Origin of the sequence: Mycobacterium colombiense CECT 3035 (assembly GCF_002105755.1) — a bacterium.
GTDB classification, from domain to species: domain Bacteria; phylum Actinomycetota; class Actinomycetes; order Mycobacteriales; family Mycobacteriaceae; genus Mycobacterium; species Mycobacterium colombiense.
In genome coordinates, this window is sequence record NZ_CP020821.1 from 5093360 (window position 1) to 5118253 (window position 24894).

The following is a 24894-nucleotide window of genomic DNA, read 5'->3' on the forward strand; positions in this document are numbered from 1 at the left end:
CCACACCCACACGCACACGCCTGTCTGGCGCGGGGCGGGCGAAATAAAGCAGGAAGTTTCATGAGCCACTCGTTTCACTCAGCGCTCAGGGTCAGCGCGGCGGCCGGTCGTCCGGCCGCGATGACGTGACCATGTTCACCCGCCCGACCAACCCGGTCGAGGCGGATGTCGTCGAGACCGCGCCGAAGCCCGGCGCCGGGGCCGCGCCGACCAAACGCCCGCCGACCTGGTCGCTGAGCAACTGGCCGGTGCGCTGGAAGGTGCTGGCGATCGTGCTGGTTCCGCTGGTTCTGGCGACGGTGTTCGGGGTGCTGCGCATCCACGGCGCCATGGCCAACGCGGCCGGGCTGCGGCTCGCCGCCACCCGGGCCGACGTGGTGCCGGTGATCACCAAGTACATGTCGGCGCTGGACGTCGCGCTGCTGGCCAGCTCCACCGGGCGAGACGTCGACGGGGCCAAGAAGAACTACGAGGCGCGCAAGGGCGAACTGCAGGCCAGGCTGGACGACACCGACGTCAGCGACGACGTCCGCTCCGGGGTGAACAACCTGCTCGACGGTGGCCAGATGCTGGTGAGCAAGGCCGCCGACCCGGCCCTGGGTTTGCGGGAGCGGGTGACGCTCTACGCGCCCATCCTGCTCACGGCCGAAGACGTCATCAACGCCTCGGTGCGAGTCGACGACGAGAAGATCCGGGCGCAGGCGCAGGGCCTGAGCCGGGCCGTGGGCGCCCGCGGGCAGATGACGATGCAGAAGATCCTGGTCACCCGCGGGGCCGACCTTCCCGAGCCCCAGCTGCGCACCTCGATGGCCACGCTGGCGGGCACCGAGCCGTCGACGCTGTTCGGCATGAGCGAGGTGCTGGGCGCCGGATCGCCGGAGGCCAAGACGCTGCAGCAGCAGATGGTCAGCCGGATGGCGATCATGTCCGACCCCGCCAGCGTGCTCGTCGACAACCCCGACCTGCTGCGTTCGATCCAGACCACCGACGACATCGCCGACCAGGTCATCAAGAACACCACCGGTTCGGTGACCAGGACGGTGCACGCCCGGGCCGCCGAGCGGCGCTCGGCCGCGATCCTGGACATGGTCCTGGTGCTCGGCGCAATCGTGATCGCGCTCGCGGTGGTGCTGCTGGTGGCGCGCGCCCTGGTGCGGCCGCTGCGCATCCTGCGTGACGGCGCCCTCAAGGTCGCCCACACCGATCTCGAGGAGGAGGTCGCGCTGGTGAAAGCCGGTGGGGCCGAACCGATTCCGACCCCGCTTCCGGTGTACACCACCGAGGAGATCGGCCAGGTCGCCCACGCGGTCGACGAGCTGCATACCCAGGCCCTGCTGCTGGCCGGCGACGAGGCGCGGTTGCGGCTGCTGGTCAACGACATGTTCGAGACCATGTCGCGGCGCAGCCGGACGCTGGTGGACCAGCAGCTGGCGCTCATCGACCGGCTGGAGCGCAACGAGGACGACCCCGAACGCCTGGACAGCCTGTTCCGCCTCGACCACCTGGCGGCGCGGCTGCGCCGCAACAGCGCCAACCTGCTGGTGCTGGCGGGCGCGCAGCTCGCCCGCGACCAGCGCGACCCGGTGCCGCTGGCCACCGTGATCAACGCCGCGGTGTCCGAGGTCGAGGACTACCGCCGCGTCGAGCTCGCCGGGCTGCCCGAGTGCGAGCTGATCGGCTCCGCCGCGGGCGGGGCGATCCATCTGTTCGCCGAGCTGATCGACAACGCCCTGCGCTACTCGCCGCCGACGACCTCCGCCCGGATCTCGGCGTCGCGCGGCGGCGACGGGGGAGTCGTGGTGCGGATCGCCGACGCCGGTCTGGGGATGAACGACACCGACCGGCGGATGGCCAACATGCGGCTGCAGGCCGGCGGCGACGTCACCCCCGACAACGCCCGGCACATGGGTCTTTTCGTCGTCGGCCGGATCGCGTCCCTGCACGGCATCCGGGTGGGGCTGCGCGGCCCCGCGGCCAACGAGTCGGGCTCGGGCACCACCGCCGAGATCTACCTGCCGCCGACGGTGCTCGCCGGCCGGGCGGTCGCCGACTCGCCGGCGCCCCGACACATCCGCGCGGTCTCCTCGCCGAGCGCCAAGCTCGCCAGCGCGACCGCCGCCCCGCCGAGGACGCCGGGCGCGACGACGGCACGCTCGAGCCCGCGGACGCCACCGGCCCGTCGGTGACGTTGCTGCCGCGCCGCAACCCCGGTTCCAGCGGCATCACCGAAGTTCCCGCGGTGCCCGCCCCGGCCGCCGAAGAACAGCCCCGCCGCCAGCGCCGCGAGCTGGCCACGCCCTGGTGGGAGAACGCCGCCGCGCCGGCGCGCGCCCCCGAGCCGAAGCCCGCCCCGAGCCCGAGCCGGCGCCCGCCCAGCCGGCCCGGGCGGCGTCGGACACGTCGGCCTTCTTCTCCGCGCGCGCCCGGGAGGCCGACAGCCGCACGCAGTCCCGGCAGGACCGGCCGGCCCCGGTGGCGTCGATCCCGCCGGCCCCGAAGGCCCCGGCGGGCCCGGCCGACGACGACGTCATCTACCGGCGGATGCTGTCGGAGATGCTCGGCGACCCGCACGACCTGGTCAACAGCCCCGACCTGGACTGGCAGTCGGTCTGGGACCGCGGCTGGACGCTGGCGGCCGCGGCGGAAGACAAGCCCGTCGAGGAGCACACCACCGACCACGGCCTGCCGGTGCGCACGCCGGGCGCGCGGCTGGTGCCCGGCGGCGCCAACGGCGGCGAGCGGGACGAGCCGGCCGAGCCGGACCAGGGCCTGAACGGACGATCGCCGTCGCACCGGGAGCCGCAGCACGCGGCCGCCGGACCCCTGGCCCGGGACCCCGAGGCGGTTCGCGCCTCGTTCAGTAACCATTTCGGTGGCGTGCGCACCGGACGCTCCCACGCCCGTGAAACCGATCAAGGATCCGACGAATAATGACCTCCCCCGACAACTCCCTGGACTGGCTGGTGACCAGGTTCGCCCGCGAGGTCCCCGGCGTCGCGCACGCGCTGCTGGTGTCCGTCGACGGGTTGCCCATCGCGGCCAGCGAGCATCTTCCGCGCGAGCGCGCCGACCAGCTGGCCGCGGTGGCCTCCGGGCTGGCCAGCCTGGCGACCGGGGCCGCGCAGCTGTTCGAGGGCGGCCAGGTGCTGCAGTCGGTGGTCGAGATGCAGAACGGCTACCTGTTGTTGATGCGGGTCGGGGACGGCTCGCACCTGGCGACGCTGGCCGGCGCGTCGTGCGACATCGGTCAGATCGGCTATGAGATGGCCGTCCTCGTCGAACGGGTTGGCGGCGTGGTGCAGTCGACCCGCCGGTCGGCCGTGCAGCAGCACTCGTGAGCCGCGATGGACACCCCGCAGAACTGGCCGGCACACCGTAAGGGGAACCTGGTCCGTCCGTACACCCTGACGTCCGGGCGCACCGACACCAAGGTGGACCTTCCCCTGGAGGCGCCGATCCAGACCCTGCAGGCCGGCCTGACGCACCGGTGGCCGCCCAACGACGCGCGGGGCAGAATCATCCAACTGTGCGTCGAGCACCCGTCGGTCGCCGAAATCTCGGCCCGGCTGGACCTTCCGCTCGGCGTCGCGCGCGTCCTGGTCGGGGATCTGGTGCTGTCCGGCTACCTTCGAGTGCATAAGACGTTGTCCGAGCGTTCCACCAGAGATGAGCGCCACGAACTCATAGGAAGGACCCTGCGTGGCTTACGCGCCCTCTGACGTGCAGGCCGATTCCGCCGCCCACGCGTCGACCAAGATCGTGATCGCCGGCGGATTCGGGGCCGGCAAGACCACCTTCGTGGGGGCGGTGTCGGAGATCATGCCGCTGCGCACCGAGGCGATGCTGACCGACGCTTCGACCGGCGTCGACGCGCTGGAGGCCACCCCGGACAAGCGGACCACCACCGTCGCAATGGATTTCGGCCGGATCACCCTGGCCGAGGACCTGGTGCTCTACCTGTTCGGCACGCCGGGGCAGCGCCGCTTCTGGTTCATGTGGGACGACCTGGTGCGCGGCGCGATCGGAGCGGTGGTGCTGGTCGACTGCCGGCGGCTGCAGGACAGCTTCGCCGCGGTCGACTTCTTCGAGCACCGCAACCTGCCGTTCCTCATCGCGGTCAACGAGTTCGACGGCGCCCCCCGCTACCCGGTGGCCGAGGTCCGCGAGGCGCTGACCCTGCCGCCGCACATCCCGGTGATCAGCATCGACGCCAGGGATCGCCGGTCGGCGACCGACGCCCTGATCGCGGTCAGCGAATACGCCCTGGCCAGCCTGTCGGCCAATTGACCACGCGGTGGGTCGACCAGGAATTCGAGGGCCACGACTTCACCGACGACGACCTCAGCCGGCTGCAGACCGAGCGGGTCGTGTTCACCGAATGCAACTTCGGCGGCGCCAACCTCGCCGAGTCGCAGCACCGCGGTTCGGCCTTCCGTAACTGCACCTTCCGGCGGACGTCGTTGTGGCACAGCACCTTTGCACAGTGCAGCATGCTCGGCTCGGTGTTCGTGCAGTGCCGGCTGCGGCCGATCACGTTCGACGAGGTCGACTTCACGCTCGCCGTGCTCGGCGGCATCGACCTGCGCGGCGTGGACCTGAGCGGCTGCCGGCTGCGGGAAACCAGCCTGGTGGAGGCCGACCTGCGCAAGGCCGTGCTGCGCGGTGCGGACCTGCGCGGCGCGCGGACCACCGGCACCCGCCTGGACGACGCGGACCTGCGCGGCAGCACCGTGGACCCGACGCTGTGGACGACGGCCTCGCTGGCCGGCGCCCGCGTCGACGTCGACCAGGCCGTCGCGTTCGCGCTCGCCCACGGGCTGCGCCTGGACGGGGGCCCGGCCGGCTGAGCCGTCACCGGCCGATCGTTCAGCGGGTGAGCCGGATGCGCCACCGCACCAGCGCCGGGTAGGCGACGGTCAGCAGCGCGAGCATGCCCATGTCGAAAAGCCAGGCCGCAGGCGTGTGCTGGAAGTGGCTGTCCCGCGGGCTCTGCGGGCCGGGCGACACCGCCCACAGGTCGACCGTCGACCCCTGCGCCGCGTACCCCCACCGGGAGGGCACCAGCCAGGACAGCTGGTCGAGGAAGATCCGGTGGGTGACCGGCACCATGCCGCCGGAGAGCACCATCTGCATCATCAGCGACACCACCAGCAGCGGCATGATCTGCTCGTTCGAGCGCGCCAGCGCCGAGAGCAACAGGCCCAGCATCGCCGCGGCCACACACGTCGCGGCGACCCCGGCGAACAGCTCCAGGGTGGCGTTCCCGAGCAGCACCGCAGGACGCGTCGGCGGCCCCTTGCCCACCACCACGATGGCCGTGGCGATGGCCGCCTGAATGACGGCGAACGTGCTGAACACCGCGACCTTGGCCAGCAGGTAGGCCGTGCTCGACAGGCCGACCGCCTGTTCGCGCCGGAAGATGGGCCGCTCACCGATCAGGTCGCGGATGGTCAGTGCGGTACCCATGAACGCGGCCGCCATGGTGAGCAGGGTCAGGATCATCCCGGCCTCACCGGCCGATTCACTCACCGGGTCGGCGTAGCCGAAACCGACGCTGCCGGGCACGGTCAGTGACAGCGCGCCCATCACGAACGGCAGCACCGCCAGGAACAGGAAGTAGGCACGGTCGGAGACCACCAGCCGGACCTGGCGGCGGGCGATCGTGGAGAACTGGCGGCGCTTGCTGGTGCGCGCCGGGACGCCCAGCTCCGCCGGCGCCTCGGTGCGGGTGGGCGGCGGCGGTCTGTTCTGGGCCAGGAAGCGGCGGTTGGCCTCGTCGGGGTTGGCGCCCACCTTGGCGAAGATGTGCGCCCAGTTGGTGGTGCCCATGGCCGCGCCGATCTGGCCGGGCGGGCCGAGGTACGCCGTCTTGCCGCCGGGCGCCATCAGCAGCACTTGGTCGCAGACGTCGAGGTAGGTCAGCGAGTGCGTCACCACCAGCACCACGCGGCCGGCGTCGGCGAGTTGCCGCAGCATGGTCATGACCTGCAGATCCAGCGCCGGGTCCAGGCCGGAGGTCGGCTCGTCGAGGATCAGCAGCGACGGTCCGGTCAGCAGTTCCAGGGCCACCGACGCCCGCTTGCGCTGGCCGCCGGACAGGTTGTCGACCCGGGTGTTCGCGTGCTCGGTCAGGCCCAGCTCGTCGAGGACCTGGGCGACCACCTGCTCGCGGTCGGACTTACTGGTGTCGGGCGGCAGGCGCAGCTCGGCGGCGTAGCCCAGCGCCTGGCTGACCGTCAGCTGCCGGTGCACGACGTCGTCCTGCGGGACCATCCCGATCCTGGTGCGCAGCGAGGCGTACTCGGTGTGGATGTTGTGGCCCTCGAAGGTGACCGAGCCCGACGACGGGCTGGCGTACCCGGCGATCAGCCGGGACAGCGTCGTCTTGCCCGCGCCCGACCCGCCGATCAGCGCGGTCAGCGTGCCGGGCCGCGCGACGAACGAGATCCGCTCCAGCAGGTTCTTGCCGTCGACGCCGAAGTTGACCTCGCGCACCTCCAGGCCGCCGGCCCGGGTCGCCGCCTCCTGGCGGCGAACCAGCACGCCGTTGTGGAACACCAGGTCGACGTTGCCGATCGTCACCACGTCGCCGTCGGACAGCGCCGCGGACCCCACCCTGACGCCGTTGACGAAGGTGCCGTTGCTGCTGTTCGCGTCGCGGATCTCGGCGCCCGTCGCGGTCGGGTTCAGGAAGGCGTGATGGCGCGAGGCCAGCACGTCGGGCACGACGATGTCGTTGTTGAGCGCGCGCCCGATCCACGCGGTGCGGCCGGGCTGCGGCCGGAGCTCGGAGTCGGATCCCGGGACGCCGGCCCAGGTGGTCGGGAATTCACCGGCTCGGCCGGCCTGGGTGGGCGGGTTCAGCGCGGCGGAGTGTGGCCCGGACTGCGGTGCGGCGCGGGTCGCGGGGTCGGGCGGGACGTTCGGGGCGGCGGACCGGCGCTGGGCGTCGCGCCGGGGAAAGGGGCGCGGCGGCGCGGGCGGCCGAGGGGGCGGCGCGACCGGGCGGGACGCCGCCGTCGCCGGGTGCGGACCGGTGGCCGGCGGCGGTGCGGCGGGCCGCGCGGTGATGACGGGGAACGACTTGGTGGTCGGCGGAAGCAGGCCGACGCTGCCCGTGTGCTGGCCGACCTTGAAGGTGATCCGGGGGCCGTCGGGTTTGCCGATGTTGATCGTCTGGCCGTCGTGGATGTCGACGACCGGCACCCGCTGGCCGTCCAGGTACACGCCATTGAGCGAGTTGTTGTCGACGGCCCGCCACCGCCCCTGATCGAAGCGCAGCAGCACGTGCGCGCGGGCGATCAGCGGGTGCGCCACGCGCAGGTCGGCGCGCAGGTCGCTGCCCACGACCACGTCGCGGCCGGCGGCGAAACTACCTTCGGAGCGGTCAGATCGAGCCGTCAGCACGGGCTGCTCAGGTCGAGTCATCACATCCAGGTTGGGGGTCGAGGTTGGGGCGTCGGCCTAGCGTTTCAGCCGGATATGCCAGCGGACGAAGCCGGTGTAGCCGATCGACAGCGCGGCGAGCATGAACATGTCGAACACGAAGATGTGCTTGGAGTGCTGCCAGATCGGGTCGTTGGTCGGGATCTGCTTGACCTTCACCAGCGACGGGAAGTCGATCGAGGACGCGCCCGCCGCGTAGCCCCACCGGGCCGGCGTCAGCCACGCCATCTGTTCGAGGCCGATGCGCTGATACACCGGGATCATGCCGCTGGAGAACACCAGCTGGGACATGATCGACACCACCAGCAGCGGCATGATCTGCTCGTTGGACTGCGCCAGGGCCGACAGCAGCAGGCCCAGCATGGCCGACGCCACGCAGGTGCCCGCGACGGTGACGAACAGCGAGAAGGTGGAGTTGCCGAAGAATTGGGGATGGGCCGTCGGCGCGCCCTTACCCAGCCGCACGATGATCGTCGCGATCGCCGCCTGGCCGGTGGCGAAGACGCAGAACACCGCGATCTTGGCCAGCAGGTAGGCGGTGGTGGACAGGCCGACCGCCTGTTCTCGGCGGAAGATGGCGCGCTCGCCGATCAGGTCGCGGATGGTCAGCGCGGTGCCCATGAAGACGGCGCCGATATTCAGCAGCACCATGATGTACTGCGGCTGCGTCGGCGCCGGGCCCATCGGGTCGGCCGGGCCGAGGCCCGGGTGCGGGCCCTTCACCGTCAGCGACAACGCGCCGATGAGGAACGGCAGGATCGCCAGGAAGATCGTGTAACCGCGGTCGGACACGACGAGGCGGACCTGGCGCCGCGCGATCGTGGACAGCTGCCGGAACAGGTCGGTCTGCGGTGGTTCGCCCAGATCCGCCGGGCTCTCCGGGGTGGGTGGCCGCGACGACTGCTGGTTGCGCTCCTTGAAGCGGCGGTTGGCCTCGTCCGGATCGGCACCGACCTTGGCGAAGATGTCGGCCCAGTTGCGCGTCCCCAAGGCGGGCTCCACCTGGTCGGGCGGCCCGCAGAACGCGGTCTTGCCCCCGGGTGCGACCAGCAGGATCTGATCGCACACGTCCAGGTACGACACCGAGTGGGTCACCACCAGCACCACGCGGCCCGCGTCGGCCAGCTGACGCAGCATCAGCATGACCTGACGGTCCAGTGCCGGGTCCAGACCCGACGTCGGCTCGTCCAGCAGCAGCAGTGACGGCTGGGTGAGCAGCTCGAGGGCGACCGAGGCGCGCTTGCGCTGACCGCCGGAGAGCTTGTCGACCCGGGTGTCGGCGTGCTGGGTCATGTCGAGTTCCTCGAGCACCTGCGCGACGACGCGGGCCCGTTCCTCTTTGCTGGTGTCCGGCGGCAGGCGCAGCTCGGCGGCGTAGTTGAGGGCCTGGTTGACGGTCAGCTGGCGGTGCACCACGTCGTCCTGCGGGACCATCCCGATCCTGCTGCGCATGGACGCGTACTCGGTGTGGATGTTGTGGCCCTCGAAGGTCACTGTGCCCGAGGTCGGGCTGGTGTAGCCGACGATGAGCCGCGACAGGGTGGTCTTGCCGGCGCCCGACCCACCGATGATGGCGGTCAGGGTGCCGGGCCGGGCGGTCAGCGAGATGTGATCGAGCAGCTGCTTGCCGTGGTCGACGGTGTAGCAGACGGAGTTGACCTCCAGCCCGCCGGTGCGCGTCGCCGCCTCGGTGCGCCGGACCAGGCCGTCGCCGGTGAAGACCAGGTCGACGTTGCCGATGGTGACCACGTCGCCCTCGGTCAGCACCGCCGAGCCGACCCGCACGCCGTTGACGAACGTCCCGTTCACGCTGTGCGCGTCGCGGATCTCGGTACCCAGCGGCGTCTGGATCAAGAAGGCGTGGTGGCGGGAGGCCAGGACGTCCTGGATGACGATGTCGTTGTCGGTGGCCCGGCCGATGGTCTGCGATCCGGCCGGCTTCTGGATAGCGCCGGACCGCGACGGGCGCAGCGCGTGGAACATCTTGGTCGCCAGGTTTGCCACCTCGGGCGGCTTGGCGGAGACCGGGGGGCCATCTGGGTGTGCGGGCTCCCCGAGACGGCCGGCATGTGCGCGACGGGCGGGGCGTTGTGCGGCGGTGGTGGCGCGGCGGGCGGGTACGCGGGCGGGCGTCCACCGCCGCCCCCGTACATGGTTTGGCCTGGCGAGGCTTGCCGCTGCACCGGCGCGGGCTGCGGTCGCCGCGGCGGCGCCGCCCAGCTGGGGGTGCGCCCGGGCGGCGGAGGCGGTGGGGCGACGGGTGGGGCCGGCTGCGCCGACCACGCCGCGGCCTGCGGCGGAGCCGCCACCGGGATGTTCATCGATTCGGTCCGGGGCGGGCGCCCGGCCATGCCCTGGTGGCGCCCGACGTCGAAGGTCAAAAGCGGCCCGTCGGGGTTTCCGATGTTCAGGGTCTGCCCGTCGTGGATCTCGACCACCGGCACGCGCCGGCCGTTGACGAAAGTCCCGTTGAGCGAACCGTTGTCGATGGCCAGCCACTTGCCCTGGTCGAAACGCAGCAGTAGGTGGGCACGCGAAATCAACGGGTGGGTGATACGCATGTCCGCTCGCAGATCGCGCCCGACTACTACATCGTGGCCCGCTGCGAAGGTGCGTTCCGATCCTTCGTGATGGACGGTTAGCGCTGGCGGGGCTGGTGCTGACATCGCCACAACTGTAGCTTGCAGCCCTGTGGTTTAGCTCTGAGCGCCCACAGCGTCAGGCGCGCCGGTCACCACGCAGTGCGTTCGGGTGTAGATCGTCGGCATGCACTGATTGCAGTGCGTGCACGCCGAATGCACCTGGTGGCGGGCGCCGTCGGCGGCGATCCGGTTGATCAGATCCGGCTCGGCCAGCAGCGCCCGGGCCATCGCGACGAACTCGAATCCCTCGGCCATCGCCAGGTCCATCGTCTCCCGGGTGGTGATGCCGCCGAGCAGGATCAGCGGCATCTTCAATTCGTTGCGGAACAGCTTGGCGTCGCGCAACAGATAGGCCTCGCGGTAGGGGTATTCGCGCAGGAATTTCTTGCCCGTCATGCGCATGCCCCAGCTCAGCGGCGGCTTGAACGCCCCGGCGAACTCCTTGAGCGGCGCGTCGCCGCGGAACAGGTACATCGGGTTGACCAGCGAGCTGCCCGCGGTGAGTTCGATCGCGTCCAGGCCGCCGTCCTCCTCGAGCCACTTGGCGGTGGTCAGCGATTCCTCCGTGCTGATGCCGCCGCGGACCCCGTCCGCCATGTTCAGCTTGGCGGTCACCGCGATGGGTGTGCCCTCCTTCTCCACCGCACGCCGGACGGCCATCACCATGCCGCGGGCGACCTTGGCGCGGTTCTGCAGCGATCCGCCGAACTCGTCGTCGCGGCGGTTGATCAGCGGGGACAGGAACGAACTCGCCAAGTAGTTGTGACCCAGGTGGATCTCGACGGCGTCGAACCCGGCCTCGATCGCCAGCCGGGCCGCGTTGGCGTGCCCGGCGATCACCTCGTCGATGTCCTCGCGGGTCGCTTTCTTGGCGAACCGCATCCCGATCGGGTTGAAGAACCGGACCGGCGCCAGCGCCTTCGCCTTATTGGACTTGGCGTTGGCCACCGGGCCGGCGTGGCCGATCTGCGCGCTGACCGCGGCGCCCTCGGCGTGGATCGCGTCGGTGAGCCGGCGGAACCCGGGCACCGCCTCGGGTCGCATCCAGATTCCGTTGCCCTCGGTGCGGCCGCCGGGGGAGACGGCGCAGTAGGCGACGGTGGTCATGCCGACCCCGCCCGCGGCCGGCAGCCGGTGGTATTCGATGAGGTCGTCGGTCACCAGCGCCTCGGGCGTGCGCGCCTCGAAGGTGGCGGACTTGATGGTGCGGTTACGCAGCGTTATCGGACCGAGCTTCGCGGGGCTGAACACGTCCGGAGGGGTAGGCATACCGGGAGCGTGCCAGACTGTCAGCGTGGGAGCAATCACGCTGGACGGCAAGGCCACCCGCGACGAGATCTTCGTCGACCTCAAACAGCGGGTGACCGCGCTGACCGCCGCGGGCCGCACCCCTGGACTGGGCACCATCCTGGTGGGCGACGACCCCGGCTCGCAGGCCTACGTGCGCGGTAAGCACGCCGACTGCGCGAAGGTCGGCATCACCTCGATCCGCCGCGACCTGCCCGCCGACATCAGCACCGCCACCCTGAACGAGACCATCGACGAGCTCAACGCCAATCCCGACTGCACCGGTTACATCGTGCAGTTGCCGCTGCCCAAGCAGCTGGACGAGAACGCGGCGCTGGAGCGGGTGGACCCGGACAAGGACGCTGACGGGCTGCACCCGACCAACCTGGGCCGGCTGGTGCTCAACAACCCGGCCCCGCTGCCGTGCACCCCGCGCGGCATCGTGCATCTGTTGCGCCGCTACGACGTTGAGATCGCCGGCGCGCACGTGGTCGTCATCGGCCGCGGCGTCACGGTCGGCCGTCCGCTGGGGCTGCTGCTGACCCGGCGCTCCGAGAACGCCACGGTGACGTTGTGCCACACGGGAACTCGCGACCTGCCGGCGCTGACCAGGCAGGCCGACATCATCGTCGCCGGCGTGGGGGTGCCGCACATGGTGACCGCCGACATGGTGCGTCCAGGCGCCGCGGTGCTCGACGTCGGCGTCAGCCGGGTGGACGGCAAGCTCACCGGCGATGTGCACCCCGACGTGTGGGAGGTGGCCGGCCACGTGTCGCCGAACCCCGGCGGCGTGGGCCCGCTGACCCGCGCGTTCCTGCTGACCAACGTCGTCGAGCTGGCCGAGCGGCAATGACCCCACGCGCCGTGCTGCGGGCCCAATGGCCAATTGTATTGGTGGGCTTGATCTTTGCGGCGGCACTGGCGTTGGTCGGGGCCAACTTCTGGCGTCGCGGTTCGCTGTTGATCGGGATCGGCGTCGGCGTGGCGGCACTGCTGCGGCTGGTGTTGTCCGAGGACCGGGCCGGCCTTCTGGTGGTGCGCGGCAAGGGAATCGACTTCATGACCACCGCGACGGTCGGGGCGGCGATGTTCTACATCGCGTGGACCATCGACCCGCTGGGCACCCGTTAGAAGCGTCAGACCCCCGGCAGGGCCGGAACCTGCCCGGCCATTCCCGTCATCCCCGGCACCTGACCCGTCATCGCGGGGAGCTGCCCGGCCATGCCGGGGATCTGTCCCGCCATGCCCGGGATCTGTCCCCCCATGCCCGGGATCTGTCCGGCCATGCCTGGCATCTGTCCGGGCATGCCCGGCACCTGCGGCATGGCGCCGGACAGGTTGCCGTTGGCGATGTTCGCCATCTCCTCGGGGCAGTAGGTCTGGATCGCGATCGTGGTGAACATGCGCGCCATCGTGGGTGACATGCCCCGGCCGGCGACGCTGGACGCGACGGCGGCGAAGTTGCCACCCGGCTGCGACAGCATCGGGCACACCGACTCGCCGACGGACATCGCGTTGCCGGGCTCGCCGAAATCGACGCCGGCGTGGTTGAGCGCGTCGATGAAGTCGTCGCCGTTCCCGTTCGCTCCGGCCGGTGCCGCGAACGCCGAGGCGACCGTAAGCAGGCCGGCGGCGGCGGCCAGCAGGCGAATGGTGAAGGGCTGATGACGCAAAACCCAGATCCATTGATGAGTTCGTGCAAATGCCTTCACGCCAGCCTCCCCGTCCGCCATGGAGTGCGCGTCTGAGGCACTCGAATCACGCCTACGAACTCTGAGCCATGACTGTCACGTTTACGACACGGTGGGGTAAAGGTTCGCACAATATGCGTTTCGCGAGGTCACGGTCTCCGCGACGTCGGTTATTACGCAGCCCCGTTGCGCAAGGCCGGGCGGCGGATCGACGCCACACTGTGATGTGACACGGGCGGCGACACCGGAATTCTGGGCGCGACATGAACCAGAATCTGCGCGCATGACGACTAATCGCAGCCGTCCGCCCAGCCATGGGATCTCTCGTCAGGCGTTTCTGCGTGGCGCCGTCACGCTGGCGACGGGAGCGGTGTTCGGCACCGGACCGGCGGCGGCGGACCCCGCCACCGGGTGGTCCGGATTGGCTTCGTCGATCGGTGGCAGCGTGTTGTTGCCGGCCAACGGATCCCAATTCTCCACCGGCAAGCAGGTTTTCAACTCGTTCTACAACAACTCCAATCCCGCTGCGGTGGTGCGGGTTTCGTCGCAGGCCGACGTGCAGAAGGCGGTCGCCTTCGCGAAGGCCAACAACCTCAAGATCGCGCCGCGCGGTGGTGGGCACTCATATGTCGGCGCTTCCGGCGCCAACGGCACCATGGTGCTCGACCTGCGCGGCCTGCCCGGCGGCGCGAACTTCGACGGCAACAACGTCACGGTGACCCCGGCGACGAATGTGTATGCGGTGCACCAGTCCCTGGCCGGCGCGGGCCGCGCCGTTCCCACCGGAACCTGCCCGACTGTCGGCATGGCGGGGCTGGCGCTGGGTGGCGGGGTGGGCGCCGACGCCCGTCGCGCCGGGCTCACCTGCGACGCGTTGCAGTCCGCGACGGTGGTGCTGCCCAGCGGCGACGTGGTCACCGCGTCGGCCAATGACAACCCGGATCTGTTCTGGGCGTTGCGCGGTGGCGGCGGCGGCAACTTCGGGGTGACGACCTCGATGACGTTCGCGACGTTCGCCACTGCCGACAGCGACCTGGTGCGGCTGGACTTTCCGCCGTCATCGGCGGTGCAGGTGCTCACCGGTTGGCAGTCCTGGCTGGCGGGCGCGGACCGGAACGCCTGGGGGATGGTCGACCTGTCGGTCGGTTCGGCGCAGGCGAATTGCCATGTGCTGGCGACGGCTCCGGCCGGCACCGGCTCCGCGGTGGTGGACGCCCTCAAGTCCGCGGTGGGGCTGGCGCCCAGCGCGGTGACCAACAAGACGCTCAGCCACATGGACCTGGTCACCTATCTGGCCGGAGGCAGCGGGACCAGCCCGGCGCGCGGCTTCGTCGCCGGGTCCGACGTGATCGGGCCGATGACTTCGGCTGCGGCCCATGCCATTGCGACCGCGGCCGGGCAGTGGCCGGCCTCGGGGGCCGGACAGGCCTCGGTCCTGATCGACCCGCTCGGTGGCGCGGTGGCCGATGTCGCCGCGGGCGACACCGCCTTTCCGTGGCGCAATCAGTCCGCGGTGGTGCAGTGGTATGTCGAGCCCGCCGCCAACCAGGTCGGCGCCGCGACCACCTGGGTGGGCAGCGCGCACCAGGCGGTGCAACAGTTCTCCGTCGGCGGCTACGTCAACTACCTGGAGCCCAACCCGACGCCGTCCCGCTATTACGGGTCGAATCTGCCGCGACTGACCACCGTGCGGCAGAAGTACGACCCCAACCGGATGATGTTCTCGGGGCTGGATTTCTAGCCGCGCCCGGCTACTGCGTGGTCCAGAACGGCCCCCGCCGGGGGGCACCAGCCCGGGGTCGCCAACGCAGTAAGCCTTGTCCGCGGCCGCCCCTGCCTGCCCTACCTTGGCGATCACCGCGGCAACGGCGGCCTCACGGGTGGCGCCCCAGGCGCCGAGCAGGCTGGGGCCGTCATCGGAGAGGGCCACGCAGCCGCCCTCGCCTTCGGCGAGGATGCGGCAATCGGTTGCGCCGTGCTTCTGCGCGCATTGGTTTATCGCAAACGCCTCGATGCGAGTCTGGGTGGCGAGACCCCCGCCCACTGTGGTTTCGAAGGCATGGGCCGAATCCGATCCCGCCATCACGATGTAGCCGCCGCTGGCGTTCGCCGGCGCAGCCAGCCCGACAGCGCACGCGGCCGACACCACCGCGGACGCGAAAAGCTTGACCATAACGCCACCTCTACTGCCGCAAGTGTAATCGCGGCGATGGCACCGCGCAGCTTTTGCAACCGCCCGGCGAGGGGTGGTTCCTGATCGCCGAAATCGCCATCGCGCCGGTCGATGTCACCGCGGACGGCATCGCTGCGAAATCATTTGCGCGAGTGTGTATCTATGGCGGTCGGGGCGCCGGTATTTGTCGGTGGGTGCGGCTAGCTTCGGGGTGTGGGTGATCAGCAGGATGTCGACGAGGTGTTCGACGCGCTCGATGCGGCCTGGGGTCGCTTGTGCGCGCTGTCGTTGGACGCGTTGAACCCGCGCCAGCAGTTGGCGGTGTTGCAGCGCTGCGAACAGCAGCGTCGGCGCCTGCCGGCCGTCGAGCATCCGCTGATCAATTCCCTGGCCGGCCAGTCCCCCTCCGAGGAGCTCGGCGGCACAGTGGTCCATGCGATCACCGAGGCCACGCTGATCAGCCGCGCCGAGGCCTCCCGGCGCATCAACGAAGCCCGCGACCTAGGCCCCCGCCACGGCCTGACCGGCGAACCCCTCCCGCCGCTGCTGGCGGCCACCGCGGCCGCCCAACGCGCCGGCGCGCTCGGCTCCGGCCAGGTGGCGGTGATTCGCAAATTCTTTCACCAGTTGCCCGGCTGGATCGACATGCCGACCCGCGAGCAGGCCGAGGCTCGGTTGGCCAAGGAGGGCAGCCGGTTTGGTCCCGAACAGCTCACCGAACTGGCCCGCGCGATGACCAACGCGCTCAACCCCGATGGCACCTTCACCGACGAGGATCGCGCCCGGGCCCGCGGCCTGACCCTGGGCAACCAGCAAGCCGACGGCATGTCGGCGCTGCGCGGGCTGATCACCCCGGAACTGCGCGCCACCCTGGAAGCGGTGCTGGCCAAACTGGCCGCGCCGGGCATGTGCAACCCGTTCGACGAGACGCCGTGTGTGGACGGCGCTCCCACCGAAGAGGCCATCGAGCGCGATCCGCGTTCGGCGGCCCAGCGCAACCACGACGGACTCAACGCCGCCCTGCGCGCGCTCTTGGCGTCGGGAGAGTTGGGTCAGCACAACGGGTTACCGGCCAGCATCGTCGTCACGACAACGCTCCAAGAGCTGGAATCTGCCGCCGGGCGCGGGTTGACCGGTGGCGGCACCATCCTGCCGATGAGCGACGTGATCCGGCTGGCCCGCCATGCCCGTCACTATTTGGCCATCTTCGACAAGGGCAAGGCGCTGGCGCTGTATCACACCAAACGACTCGCCTCACCCGGACAGCGAATCGTGTTGTACGCCAAGGACCGCGGCTGCTCAAACCCGGGCTGCACGGTGCCCGGGTATTACAGTGAAGTCCACCACGTCACCGACTGGGCTACCTGCCACACCACCGACGTCAACGACCTCACCTTCGCCTGCGGACCCCACCACCGCCTGCTGCGACCCGGCGGCTGGACCACCCGCAAAAACACGCGCGGCGACACCGAATGGAAACCACCCCCACACCTCGACCGAGGCCAACCGCGCACCAACACCTTCCACCACCCCGAAAAACTGCTGCGCGAGGACGACGATGACGAGTGGTAGCGGGAGTGGGCCTCAGCCGGCCAGCGTCGCCCGCGTACACATGGTGACGTAGGGCAGCGCCAGGCCGGTCGAATTCGCCAGCGCCGGGTGGGTGGCGAGCAGCTGGCGCACCTGGTCGAGCGTCTGGGTGCGGACCTCGGTCGGCGAGGTGATGCAGTAGCTGCGCGACGCGACCAGGTCGATCAACGCCTGCGGCGTAAGGTAACTCGTCCACTCGACCTGATGATGCGCCAGGTCCGTGAACGGCTCGGGCAACGTCACCCGGGTGCGGCCGTCGCCGTCGCTGCCGATGATCCGGCCCAGTTCGCGCACCCAGCCGAGCCGCTCGTCACGGGTGTTCCACACCAGGCCCAGTCGGCCGCCGGGCCGCAGCACCCGGGCCACCTCGGGAATCGCGCGCTCCGGATCCACCCAATGCCACGCCTGCGCCACCAGCACCACGTCAACGCTGTTGTCCTCCAACGGAATCTCCTCCGCGGTGCCCAGCAGCGCCCGGGTCTCCGGCAGCGAGGTGCGCAACACCTCCAGCATGTCCTGAATCGGGTCGACGGCCACCACGTCCAGGCCGCGTTCCACCAGCCTGGTGGTCAGCTTGCCGGTGCCGGCGCCGAGATCGAGCACCCGACGCGCCCCGACCGGCAACAGCCAGTCGATCGCTTCCGGGGGATAGGAGGGGCGCCCACGCTCATACGCCGCGGCCGCCGAGCCGAACGAGAGGGAGCGGTCGTGCCGCGAGCGGGTCATGCGTTACGAGGCGCCTTCCCTGTCGTCCGCCAATACCAGTGTCTTGCGGATCATTTCGCCGACGGCGTCGGCTTCCACCAGGAAGCCGTCGTGGCCGCACAGGGAATCCACGACCTGCAGGTCGGTGCAGCCGGGCAGCTGCTCGGCCAGCTCCTGCTGCAGGCGCAGCGGGTAGAGCCGGTCGGAGGTGATGCCGCCGACCACCACCGGAACCGGGCAGTTGCGCAACGCTTTACGCACCCCGCCGCGGCCCCGGCCGACGTCGTGACTGTTCAGTGCCTCGGTCAGGGCCACGTAGCTACCCGCGTCGAAACGCTCCACCAACTTGTTGCCCTGGTACTCGAGATAGCTCTGCACCGCGTAGCGGCCGTGGTTGGTCGGGTCCTCGTCGTCCTGCCCGAAGTTGCCGAACCGGGTGTCCAACTCGGCTTCGCCGCGGTAGGTCAAATGCGCGAAGCGGCGGGCGATCGCCAGCCCGGCATCGGGCGCGAGCCCGGTGTCGTGGTAGTCGCCGCCCTGCCAGTTCGGGTCGGCCTTGATCGCCGCGATCTGGGTGGACTGGGTGCCGATCTGATCGGCGGTGGCACGGGCACCGACCGCCAGCAGCAGCCCGGCCCGGACCCGGTCGGGGTAACCGACGATCCACTCCAAAGCCCTTGCGCCACCCATGGATCCGCCGGCCACCGCGGCGACCCGTTCGATGCCGAGCGCGGCGAGCGCGGCGATATCGGCCTCGACCTGGTCGCGGATCGTGATTCGGGGAAACCGTGAGCCCCAAGGCTTTCCGTCTCGGGTCCGCGAGCTGGGGCCCGTGGAGCCGCGGCAGCCGCCCAGCACGTTGGTGGCCAGCGCGCACCAGCGGTTGGTGTCGATCGGGGCGCCTGGCCCGACGATGCCCTCCCACCAGCCGCCGGTGGGATGTCCGGGGCCGGCCGGCCCGGTGACGTGCGAGTCGCCGGTGAGCGCGTGCAGCACCACCACCACGTTGTCGCGCGTCGGCGACAACTCGCCCCAGCGCTGGATGGCGATGTGAACGTCGTCGATGACCGCGCCGCCCTCGGTGGTCAGGGAGCCGATGTGGGCGAAGCCGATCTCACCTTCTTCGGGCAGCGTCTGGGTCGGCACGTCGGGGATGGTCATGGGCGGTTCCTAGAACGCCGCCACGGCTTGCGGGTCGGTCCCGGACGCACCCGCGGTCGCACCGAATTTGCTTGCCGCGGCGAAGCCGAGCTCCAGGTCGGCCAGGATGTCGTCGATGCCCTCGATGCCGACGGCCAGCCGCACCAGGCCGGGGCTGACCCCGGTGCTCAGCTGCTCCTTCGCGGACAGCTGTGCGTGCGTCGTCGACGCCGGGTGGATCACCAGCGAGCGCACGTCGCCGATGTTGGCGACGTGGCTGTGCAGCTTCAGCGCGTTCACGAACGCCTTGCCGGTCTCGACGCCGCCGGCCAACTCGAAGGCCAGCACCGCGCCGGTTCCCTTGGGCGCCAACTTCTTTGCCCGCTCGTGCCAGGGCGAGCCGGGCAGGCCCGCATAGTTGACCGACAGCACCCCGTCGTGGCCGGCCAGATACTCGGCCACGCGCTGCGCGTTGGCGACGTGGCGCTCCATGCGCAGGCTCAGCGTCTCGATCCCCTGCGCGACCAGGAACGCGTTGAACGGCGACGCGGCCGAACCGAGGTCGCGCAGCAGCTGCACGCGCGCCTTGAGCGCGTAGGCCGGCGGACCGAGCTCGGCGAACACCACGCCGTGGTAGCTCGGGTCGGGCGTGGTGAAGCCCGGGAACCGCCCCTGCGTCCAGTCGAACGTGCCGCCGTCGACGATGACGCCCGCGATCGCCGAACCGTGCCCGCCGAGGTACTTGGTGGCCGAGTGCACGACGATGTCGGCGCCGTGCTTGAACGGCTGGATCAGATAGGGCGTGGCGATCGTGTTGTCGACGATCAGCGGGATGCCGTTGGCGTGCGCGACGCCGGCGACCCCGGGGATGTCCAGCACATCGATCTGCGGGTTGGAGATCGTCTCGCCGAAGAAGGCCTTGGTGTTCGGCCGCACCGCCGACTGCCAGGAATCCAGGTCGTCGGGGTCCTCCACGAAGGTGACCTCGATGCCGAGCTTGGCCAGCGAGTAGTGGAACAGGTTGTAGGTCCCGCCGTAGAGCCGCGGGCTGGAGACGATGTGATCTCCGGCACAAGCCAGGTTCAATATGGCGAACGTCTCAGCGGCCTGTCCGGAGCTCAGAAACAGCGCCGCCACCCCGCCCTCCAGCGCGGCGACACGCTGCTCGACGACGTCGGTGGTCGGGTTGCCGATCCGGGTGTAGATGTTGCCCGGCACCTCCAGCCCGAACAGGGCGGCGGCGTGCGTGGTGTCGTCGAAGGTGTACGACGTGGTCTGGTAGATCGGCAGGGCGCGGGCGTTGGTGGCCGCGTCGGGGTGCTGGCCGGCGTGCACCTGCTTGGTGTCGAACGACCAGTTCGCGGTCGGATCGGCTTCGAGATCGGAGTTGTCGGAGGTCACGAGGGTGCTTTCTGCTGGTAGGGAATCTGCTGGCGGACGGGCGGGACGCCGGAAGGCGGCGTCAACCGGCGCCGCGGATTAGCAGCGACACACGATGAGGAGTGAATGAGCGAAGCGAGCGCACATCACGTTTCCCTGTCTACTCAGGGGCCCGTCACGGCGGACCCGCGCTTGCCGGATAGCCGGTTGTCTGGCTACTCAACCTGGTCATCACCCGGGGCACCCCACCGCGGTTGGAGGGTTGCCGGCCAGCAAGCCGGGGCTTGATGCTGGCGCTCATGACCAATACGAAGACTATCTTACTGTGCCGAGCCGGTGCCAACCCTCGCGGTACATGTGCAGGTCGACACCTGTCCAAACACCCTTGCTAACGTGGCAGTCAGACCGCTGAGCCCCAAGTTTTTCCACCCATCATTGACGCCGGGAGAGGGACCGTGAGCGCCGAACAGCCGACCGTCATCTACACACTGACCGACGAAGCGCCGCTGCTGGCGACTTACGCGTTCCTGCCCATCGTGCGTGCCTTCGCCGAGCCGGCGGGCATCGAGATCAAGACCAGCGACATCTCCGTGGCCGCCCGCATCCTCGCCGAGTTCCCCGAGCACCTGACCGAAGAGCAGCGGGTGCCCGACAACCTTGCGGAGCTGGGCCGGCTGACGAAGCTGGCCGACACCAACATCATCAAGCTGCCGAACGTCAGCGCCTCGGTGCCCCAGCTGATCGCCGCGATCAAGGAACTGCAGGGCAAGGGATTCAAGATCCCGGACTTCCCGCACAACCCGAAAACCGACGAGGACCGCGAGATCCGGGACCGCTACGCCAAGTGCCTGGGCAGCGCGGTCAACCCGGTGCTGCGGCAAGGCAACTCGGACCGGCGCGCGCCCAAGGCCGTCAAGGAGTACGCCCGCAAGCACCCGCACAGCATGGGCAAGTGGTCGCAGGCGTCGCGCACCCACGTCGCGACCATGCGGCACGGCGACTTCTACCACGGTGAGAAGTCGATGACGCTGGACCGGGCGTGCAACGTGAAGATGGAGCTGGAGACCAAGAGCGGCAAGACAATTGTGCTCAAGCCCATGGTGTCGCTGCGCAAGGGCGACATCATCGATTCGATGTTCATGAGCAAGAAGGCCCTCATCGAGTTCTACGAGGAGCAGATGCAGGACGCCTACGAGACCGGCGTGATGTTCTCGTTGCACGTCAAGGCGACGATGATGAAGGTGTCGCACCCCATCGTCTTCGGCCACGCCGTGAAGATCTTCTACAAGGACGCGTTCGCCAAGCACGGCGCCCTCTTCGACGAACTCGGCGTCGACGTCAACAACGGATTGTCCGACCTGTACGACAAGATCGAGTCGCTGCCCGCGTCGCAGCACGACGAGATCATCCGCGACCTGCACGCGTGCCACGAGCACCGGCCCGAGCTGGCCATGGTCGATTCGGCCAAGGGCATCACCAACTTTCACTCGCCCAGCGACGTGATCGTGGACGCGTCCATGCCGGCGATGATCCGCGCGGGCGGCAAGATGTGGGGCGCCGACGGGCGGCAGAAGGACACCAAGGCCGTCAACCCCGAGTCCACCTTCTCCCGGATCTACCAGGAGATCATCAACTTCTGCAAAACCCACGGCCAGTTCGATCCGACCACGATGGGCACCGTGCCCAACGTCGGGCTGATGGCGCAGCAGGCCGAGGAGTACGGCTCGCACGACAAGACGTTCGAGATCCCCGAGGACGGCGTCGCCAACATCGTCGACCTCGACACCGGGGAAGTGCTGCTGACCCAGAACGTGGAGGAAGGCGACATCTGGCGGATGCCGATCGTGCGCGACGAGCCGATCCGCGACTGGGTGAAGCTGGCCGTCAACCGGGCGCGGAATTCGGGCATGCCGGTGGTGTTCTGGCTGGACCAGGAGCGCCCGCACGAGAACGAGCTGCGCAAGAAGGTCAACACCTACCTGGCCGAGCATGACACCGATGGCCTCGACATTCAGACCATGTCGCAGGAGCGGGCGATGCGGCACACGATCGAGCGCGCCATGCGCGGGCAGGACACCATCGCCGCGACCGGAAACATCCTGCGCGACTACCTCACCGACCTGTTCCCGATCCTGGAGCTGGGCACCAGCGCCAAGATGCTGTCCATCGTGCCGTTGATGTCCGGCGGCGGGATGTACGAGACCGGGGCGGGCGGTTCGGCCCCCAAGCACGTTCACCAGCTGCTCGAGGAGAACCACCTGCGCTGGGATTCCCTGGGTGAATTCCTCGCTCTCGGAGCGTGTTTCGAAGACATCGGCATCAAGACCGACAACGAGCGCGCCAAGGTCCTGGGCAAGACGCTGGATGCCGCGATCGGCACGCTGCTGGAGAACAACAAGAGCCCGTCACGCAAGACCGGCGAGCTCGACAACCGGGGCAGCCAGTTTTACCTGGCGCTGTACTGGGCGCAGGAACTCGCGAAGTCCGACGACGACGAGTTGCGCAAGCACTTCGCCGCGCTGGCCGACTCGCTGGCCGAACACGAAGAAACCATCGTGTCCGAACTCGCGGCGGCGCAGGGCGAGGCGGTCGACATCGGCGGCTACTACCAGCCGGACACCGAGAAGACCACGGCGATCATGCGGCCCAGCAAGACATTCAACGAGGCGCTGGCGGCTTCGACAGGCTAGGGCCGCAAACAGGAAGCCGGACTCGACATGGCAGGCGAAGGCAAGATCAAGGTCAAAGGCCGCGTCGTAGAGCTCGACGGTGACGAAATGACCCGCGTCATCTGGAAGTTCATCAAGGACATGCTGATCCTGCCGCACCTCGACATCGACCTGGACTACTACGACCTGGGCATCGAGCACCGCGACCGCACCGACGACCAGGTGACCATCGACGCCGCCTACGCCATCAAGAAGCACGGCGTGGGCGTCAAGTGCGCGACCATCACCCCCGACGAGGCCCGCGTCCAGGAGTTCAACCTCAAGAAGATGTGGCTCTCGCCGAACGGCACCATCCGGAACATCTTGGGCGGCACCATCTTCCGTGAGCCCATCGTCATCTCGAACGTGCCGCGACTGGTGCCGGGCTGGACCAAGCCGATCGTCATCGGCCGCCACGCGTTCGGCGACCAGTACCGCTCGACCAACTTCAAGGTCGACAAACCCGGAACGGTCGCAATCACTTTCACCCCGGCCGACGGCAGCGAGCCGATGGTGCACGAGGTGGTGTCCATCCCCGAGGACGGCGGCGTGGTGATGGGGATGTACAACTTCAAGGACTCCATCCGGGACTTCGCCCGCGCCTCGCTGAAGTACGGGCTGAACGCCAAGTGGCCGGTGTACCTGTCCACCAAGAACACCATCCTCAAGGCCTACGACGGCATGTTCAAAGACGAGTTCCAGCGGGTCTACGACGAGGAGTTCAAGGACCAGTTCGAGGCGGAGGGGCTGACCTACGAGCACCGGTTGATCGACGACATGGTCGCGGCCTGCCTGAAGTGGGAGGGCGGCTACGTGTGGGCCTGCAAGAACTACGACGGCGACGTCCAGTCGGACCTCGTCGCGCAGGGCTACGGCTCACTGGGGCTGATGACGTCGGTGCTGATGACCGCCGACGGCAAGACGGTCGAGGCCGAGGCCGCGCACGGCACCGTCACCCGGCACTTCCGCCAGTATCAGGCCGGCAAGCCGACCTCGACCAACCCGATCGCCTCGATCTTCGCCTGGACGCGCGGGCTGGCCCACCGCGGCAAGCTGGACGACACCCCCGAGGTGATCGAGTTCGCGCAGACCCTGGAGAACGTCGTGGTCTCCACCGTCGAAAGCGGCAAGATGACCAAGGACCTGGCCATCCTGATCGGCCCCGACCAGCAGTGGCAACAGACCGAGGAATTCCTCAACTCGATCGCCGAGAACCTGGAAAAACAGCTGGCTAGCTAGCCGGCGGCTGGTGCCGGTCTGGAAGCCGGTCGGCCCCGCCGGTGCACTCGTCGATGAAGCCGGCGATGGCCGCGCTGACCCGCTCGGGCGCCTCGAACATCGGCACGTGCCCGACGCCGTCGAGCTTGGTGATCCTCGTTCCCGGCGGCAGGTAGTGGGTGAAGTGCCGGTTGAACCTGCTCGCGGGCACCACCCGGTCCTTCTCGCACAGCACCAGCTGGACGGGCACCGCGGTGTCGGCCAACTGCAGCAGGCCCGGATCCAGCAGCGACTTGACCAGCAGCTGGAAGTAGGCGGGGCAGTGCGCGGCGTCGTCGACGACAGCGCACAGCTGCTCGTCGGTGATCCCGTCCGGCGTCGCGGTCAGCGGCAGCGTGGCCAGCCGCCGGCTCAGCGGCAGCCGCAGGGTGCGCTGGCCGAGGAGCCGGGCCAGCGCCAGGAACGGCATGCCGGCGATGAACTTGCTGATGACCTCGAATTTCACCGGGCTCCAGCGGGTCCAGCCACCCGCGGCGCCGATGCCGGTGACGCTGCGCGCGCGCCCGCGCCGCTCCAGCTCGAAGGCGACCCAGCCGCCCAGCGAGTTGCCCACCAGGTGGGCGCTGTCCCAGCCAAGCTGGTCGAGCTGGCGTTCGACGTGATCGGCCAGCACGGACGAGCTCAGCAGCCAGGTGCCCGCGTAGGGCCCGCCGTTGTGCCCGGCCATGGTGGGGGCGAAGACCTCGAAGCGGCCGGTATCGGCCAGCCGCGGGGCCACCGGCTCCCACACCGTCTGCGACATGAGGAATCCGTGCAGCATCAGGACCGGCTCCCCAGAACCATCCCTGGGACCGAGGTGGATCGGCGAACGGGCCGCAGCCGACGCCGAGTGAGCGGGGCTCACGAGGAAGGAG

Annotated in this window: 17 protein-coding genes, 2 pseudogenes and 1 riboswitch; of the genes and pseudogenes, 11 read left to right on the plus strand and 8 right to left on the minus strand. The window is 69.5% G+C overall.

The annotated features are described in order from the left end of the window. Nucleotides 1-125: 125 nt before the first annotated feature. The 5 genes and pseudogenes from B9D87_RS24090 to B9D87_RS24110 all read left to right on the plus strand — a co-directional run bounded on the left by B9D87_RS24090 (nt 126) and on the right by B9D87_RS24110 (nt 4847). Nucleotides 126-2931 (plus strand): annotated as a pseudogene (locus B9D87_RS24090) (sensor histidine kinase). Further along, the gene (locus B9D87_RS24095) at nt 2931-3338 is read left to right on the plus strand and encodes a serine protease inhibitor (protein WP_007773360.1); all 408 of its coding nucleotides are present in this window, start codon (nt 2931-2933) and stop codon (nt 3336-3338) included. Before B9D87_RS24090 ends, B9D87_RS24095 begins: the two are co-directional and overlap by 1 nt. Nucleotides 3339-3344: 6 nt before the next feature. Further along, the gene (locus tag B9D87_RS24100) at nt 3345-3719 is read left to right on the plus strand and encodes a DUF742 domain-containing protein (RefSeq protein ID WP_007773359.1); all 375 of its coding nucleotides are present in this window, start codon (nt 3345-3347) and stop codon (nt 3717-3719) included. 1 nt (nt 3720) lies between these two features. Beyond that, nucleotides 3721-4287 carry a GTP-binding protein gene (locus B9D87_RS24105; RefSeq protein ID WP_415623746.1) on the plus strand — a complete coding sequence of 189 codons (567 nt, stop codon included), beginning with the start codon at nt 3721-3723 and terminating at the stop codon, nt 4285-4287. Next, nucleotides 4284-4847 carry a pentapeptide repeat-containing protein gene (locus B9D87_RS24110; protein ID WP_007773357.1) on the plus strand — a complete coding sequence of 188 codons (564 nt, stop codon included), beginning with the start codon at nt 4284-4286 and terminating at the stop codon, nt 4845-4847. Before B9D87_RS24105 ends, B9D87_RS24110 begins: the two co-directional genes overlap by 4 nt. A 19-nt stretch (nt 4848-4866) precedes the next feature. Here the strand turns inward: B9D87_RS24110 and B9D87_RS24115 are convergent, their stop codons facing one another. The 3 genes and pseudogenes from B9D87_RS24115 to B9D87_RS24125 form a co-directional block, all read right to left on the minus strand. Further along, complete coding sequence (locus B9D87_RS24115; RefSeq protein WP_040630961.1) at nt 4867-7428, minus strand: ATP-binding cassette domain-containing protein; 2562 nt, start codon at nt 7426-7428, stop codon at nt 4867-4869. Nucleotides 7429-7464: 36 nt separating this feature from the next. Then, nucleotides 7465-10118: pseudogene (locus B9D87_RS24120) on the minus strand (FHA domain-containing protein). A gap of 24 nt (nt 10119-10142) precedes the next feature. Further along, the gene (locus B9D87_RS24125) at nt 10143-11357 is read right to left on the minus strand and encodes an NADH:flavin oxidoreductase (RefSeq protein WP_007773353.1); all 1215 of its coding nucleotides are present in this window, start codon (nt 11355-11357) and stop codon (nt 10143-10145) included. A gap of 25 nt (nt 11358-11382) precedes the next feature. Here B9D87_RS24125 and B9D87_RS24130 point away from each other — a divergent pair, with 25 nt between their 5' ends. Then, nucleotides 11383-12228 (plus strand): bifunctional methylenetetrahydrofolate dehydrogenase/methenyltetrahydrofolate cyclohydrolase, encoded by an 846-nt coding sequence (locus B9D87_RS24130; protein WP_007773352.1) that lies wholly within the window; start codon nt 11383-11385, stop codon nt 12226-12228. Then, nucleotides 12225-12506 (plus strand): DUF3017 domain-containing protein, encoded by a 282-nt coding sequence (locus B9D87_RS24135; RefSeq protein ID WP_040630957.1) that lies wholly within the window; start codon nt 12225-12227, stop codon nt 12504-12506. The genes B9D87_RS24130 and B9D87_RS24135 overlap by 4 nt, the downstream gene beginning before the upstream one ends. Before the next feature lie 5 nt (nt 12507-12511). Here B9D87_RS24135 and B9D87_RS24140 read toward each other — a convergent pair whose 3' ends face one another. Further along, nucleotides 12512-13087, minus strand: a complete 576-nt coding sequence (locus B9D87_RS24140; protein ID WP_080598607.1) for a DUF732 domain-containing protein — start codon at nt 13085-13087, stop codon at nt 12512-12514. Nucleotides 13088-13349: 262 nt separating this feature from the next. Here B9D87_RS24140 and B9D87_RS24145 point away from each other — a divergent pair, with 262 nt between their 5' ends. Together B9D87_RS24145 and B9D87_RS24150 are read left to right on the plus strand one after the other, a co-directional pair. Then, nucleotides 13350-14807 (plus strand): FAD-dependent oxidoreductase, encoded by a 1458-nt coding sequence (locus tag B9D87_RS24145; RefSeq protein WP_044484063.1) that lies wholly within the window; start codon nt 13350-13352, stop codon nt 14805-14807. 645 nt (nt 14808-15452) lie between these two features. Continuing rightward, on the plus strand, nt 15453-16811 hold the full coding sequence (locus B9D87_RS24150; RefSeq protein WP_007773345.1) for an HNH endonuclease signature motif containing protein: 1359 nt from the start codon (nt 15453-15455) through the stop codon (nt 16809-16811). Nucleotides 16812-16823: 12 nt separating this feature from the next. Here the strand turns inward: B9D87_RS24150 and B9D87_RS24155 are convergent, their stop codons facing one another. The 3 genes from B9D87_RS24155 to B9D87_RS24165 are packed head-to-tail and all read right to left on the minus strand — an operon-like array spanning nt 16824 to nt 20075. Then, nucleotides 16824-17555: a class I SAM-dependent methyltransferase gene (locus tag B9D87_RS24155; protein ID WP_007773340.1), complete on the minus strand. Its 732-nt coding sequence runs from the start codon at nt 17553-17555 to the stop codon at nt 16824-16826. Between the two features lie 3 nt (nt 17556-17558). Beyond that, nucleotides 17559-18695 carry a homoserine O-acetyltransferase MetX gene (gene metX / locus B9D87_RS24160; RefSeq protein WP_007773337.1) on the minus strand — a complete coding sequence of 379 codons (1137 nt, stop codon included), beginning with the start codon at nt 18693-18695 and terminating at the stop codon, nt 17559-17561. A gap of 9 nt (nt 18696-18704) precedes the next feature. After that, a complete protein-coding gene (locus B9D87_RS24165) occupies nt 18705-20075 on the minus strand; it encodes a bifunctional o-acetylhomoserine/o-acetylserine sulfhydrylase (protein ID WP_007773336.1) in 1371 nt (456 codons plus the stop codon). A gap of 162 nt (nt 20076-20237) precedes the next feature. Then, nucleotides 20238-20359, minus strand: a riboswitch (SAM riboswitch). Nucleotides 20360-20509: 150 nt separating this feature from the next. Between B9D87_RS24165 and B9D87_RS24170 the strand changes: the two genes are divergently transcribed. Together B9D87_RS24170 and B9D87_RS24175 are read left to right on the plus strand one after the other, a co-directional pair. Continuing rightward, nucleotides 20510-22744, plus strand: coding sequence for an NADP-dependent isocitrate dehydrogenase (locus tag B9D87_RS24170; RefSeq protein ID WP_007773333.1), 2235 nt, complete (start codon nt 20510-20512; stop codon nt 22742-22744). 27 nt (nt 22745-22771) lie between these two features. Next, nucleotides 22772-24001 (plus strand): NADP-dependent isocitrate dehydrogenase, encoded by a 1230-nt coding sequence (locus tag B9D87_RS24175; protein WP_007773332.1) that lies wholly within the window; start codon nt 22772-22774, stop codon nt 23999-24001. Here B9D87_RS24175 and ephH read toward each other — a convergent pair. Then, a complete protein-coding gene (gene ephH / locus B9D87_RS24180) occupies nt 23994-24803 on the minus strand; it encodes an epoxide hydrolase EphH (protein WP_040631102.1) in 810 nt (269 codons plus the stop codon). The genes B9D87_RS24175 and ephH overlap by 8 nt on opposite strands. Nucleotides 24804-24894 lie beyond the last annotated feature (91 nt).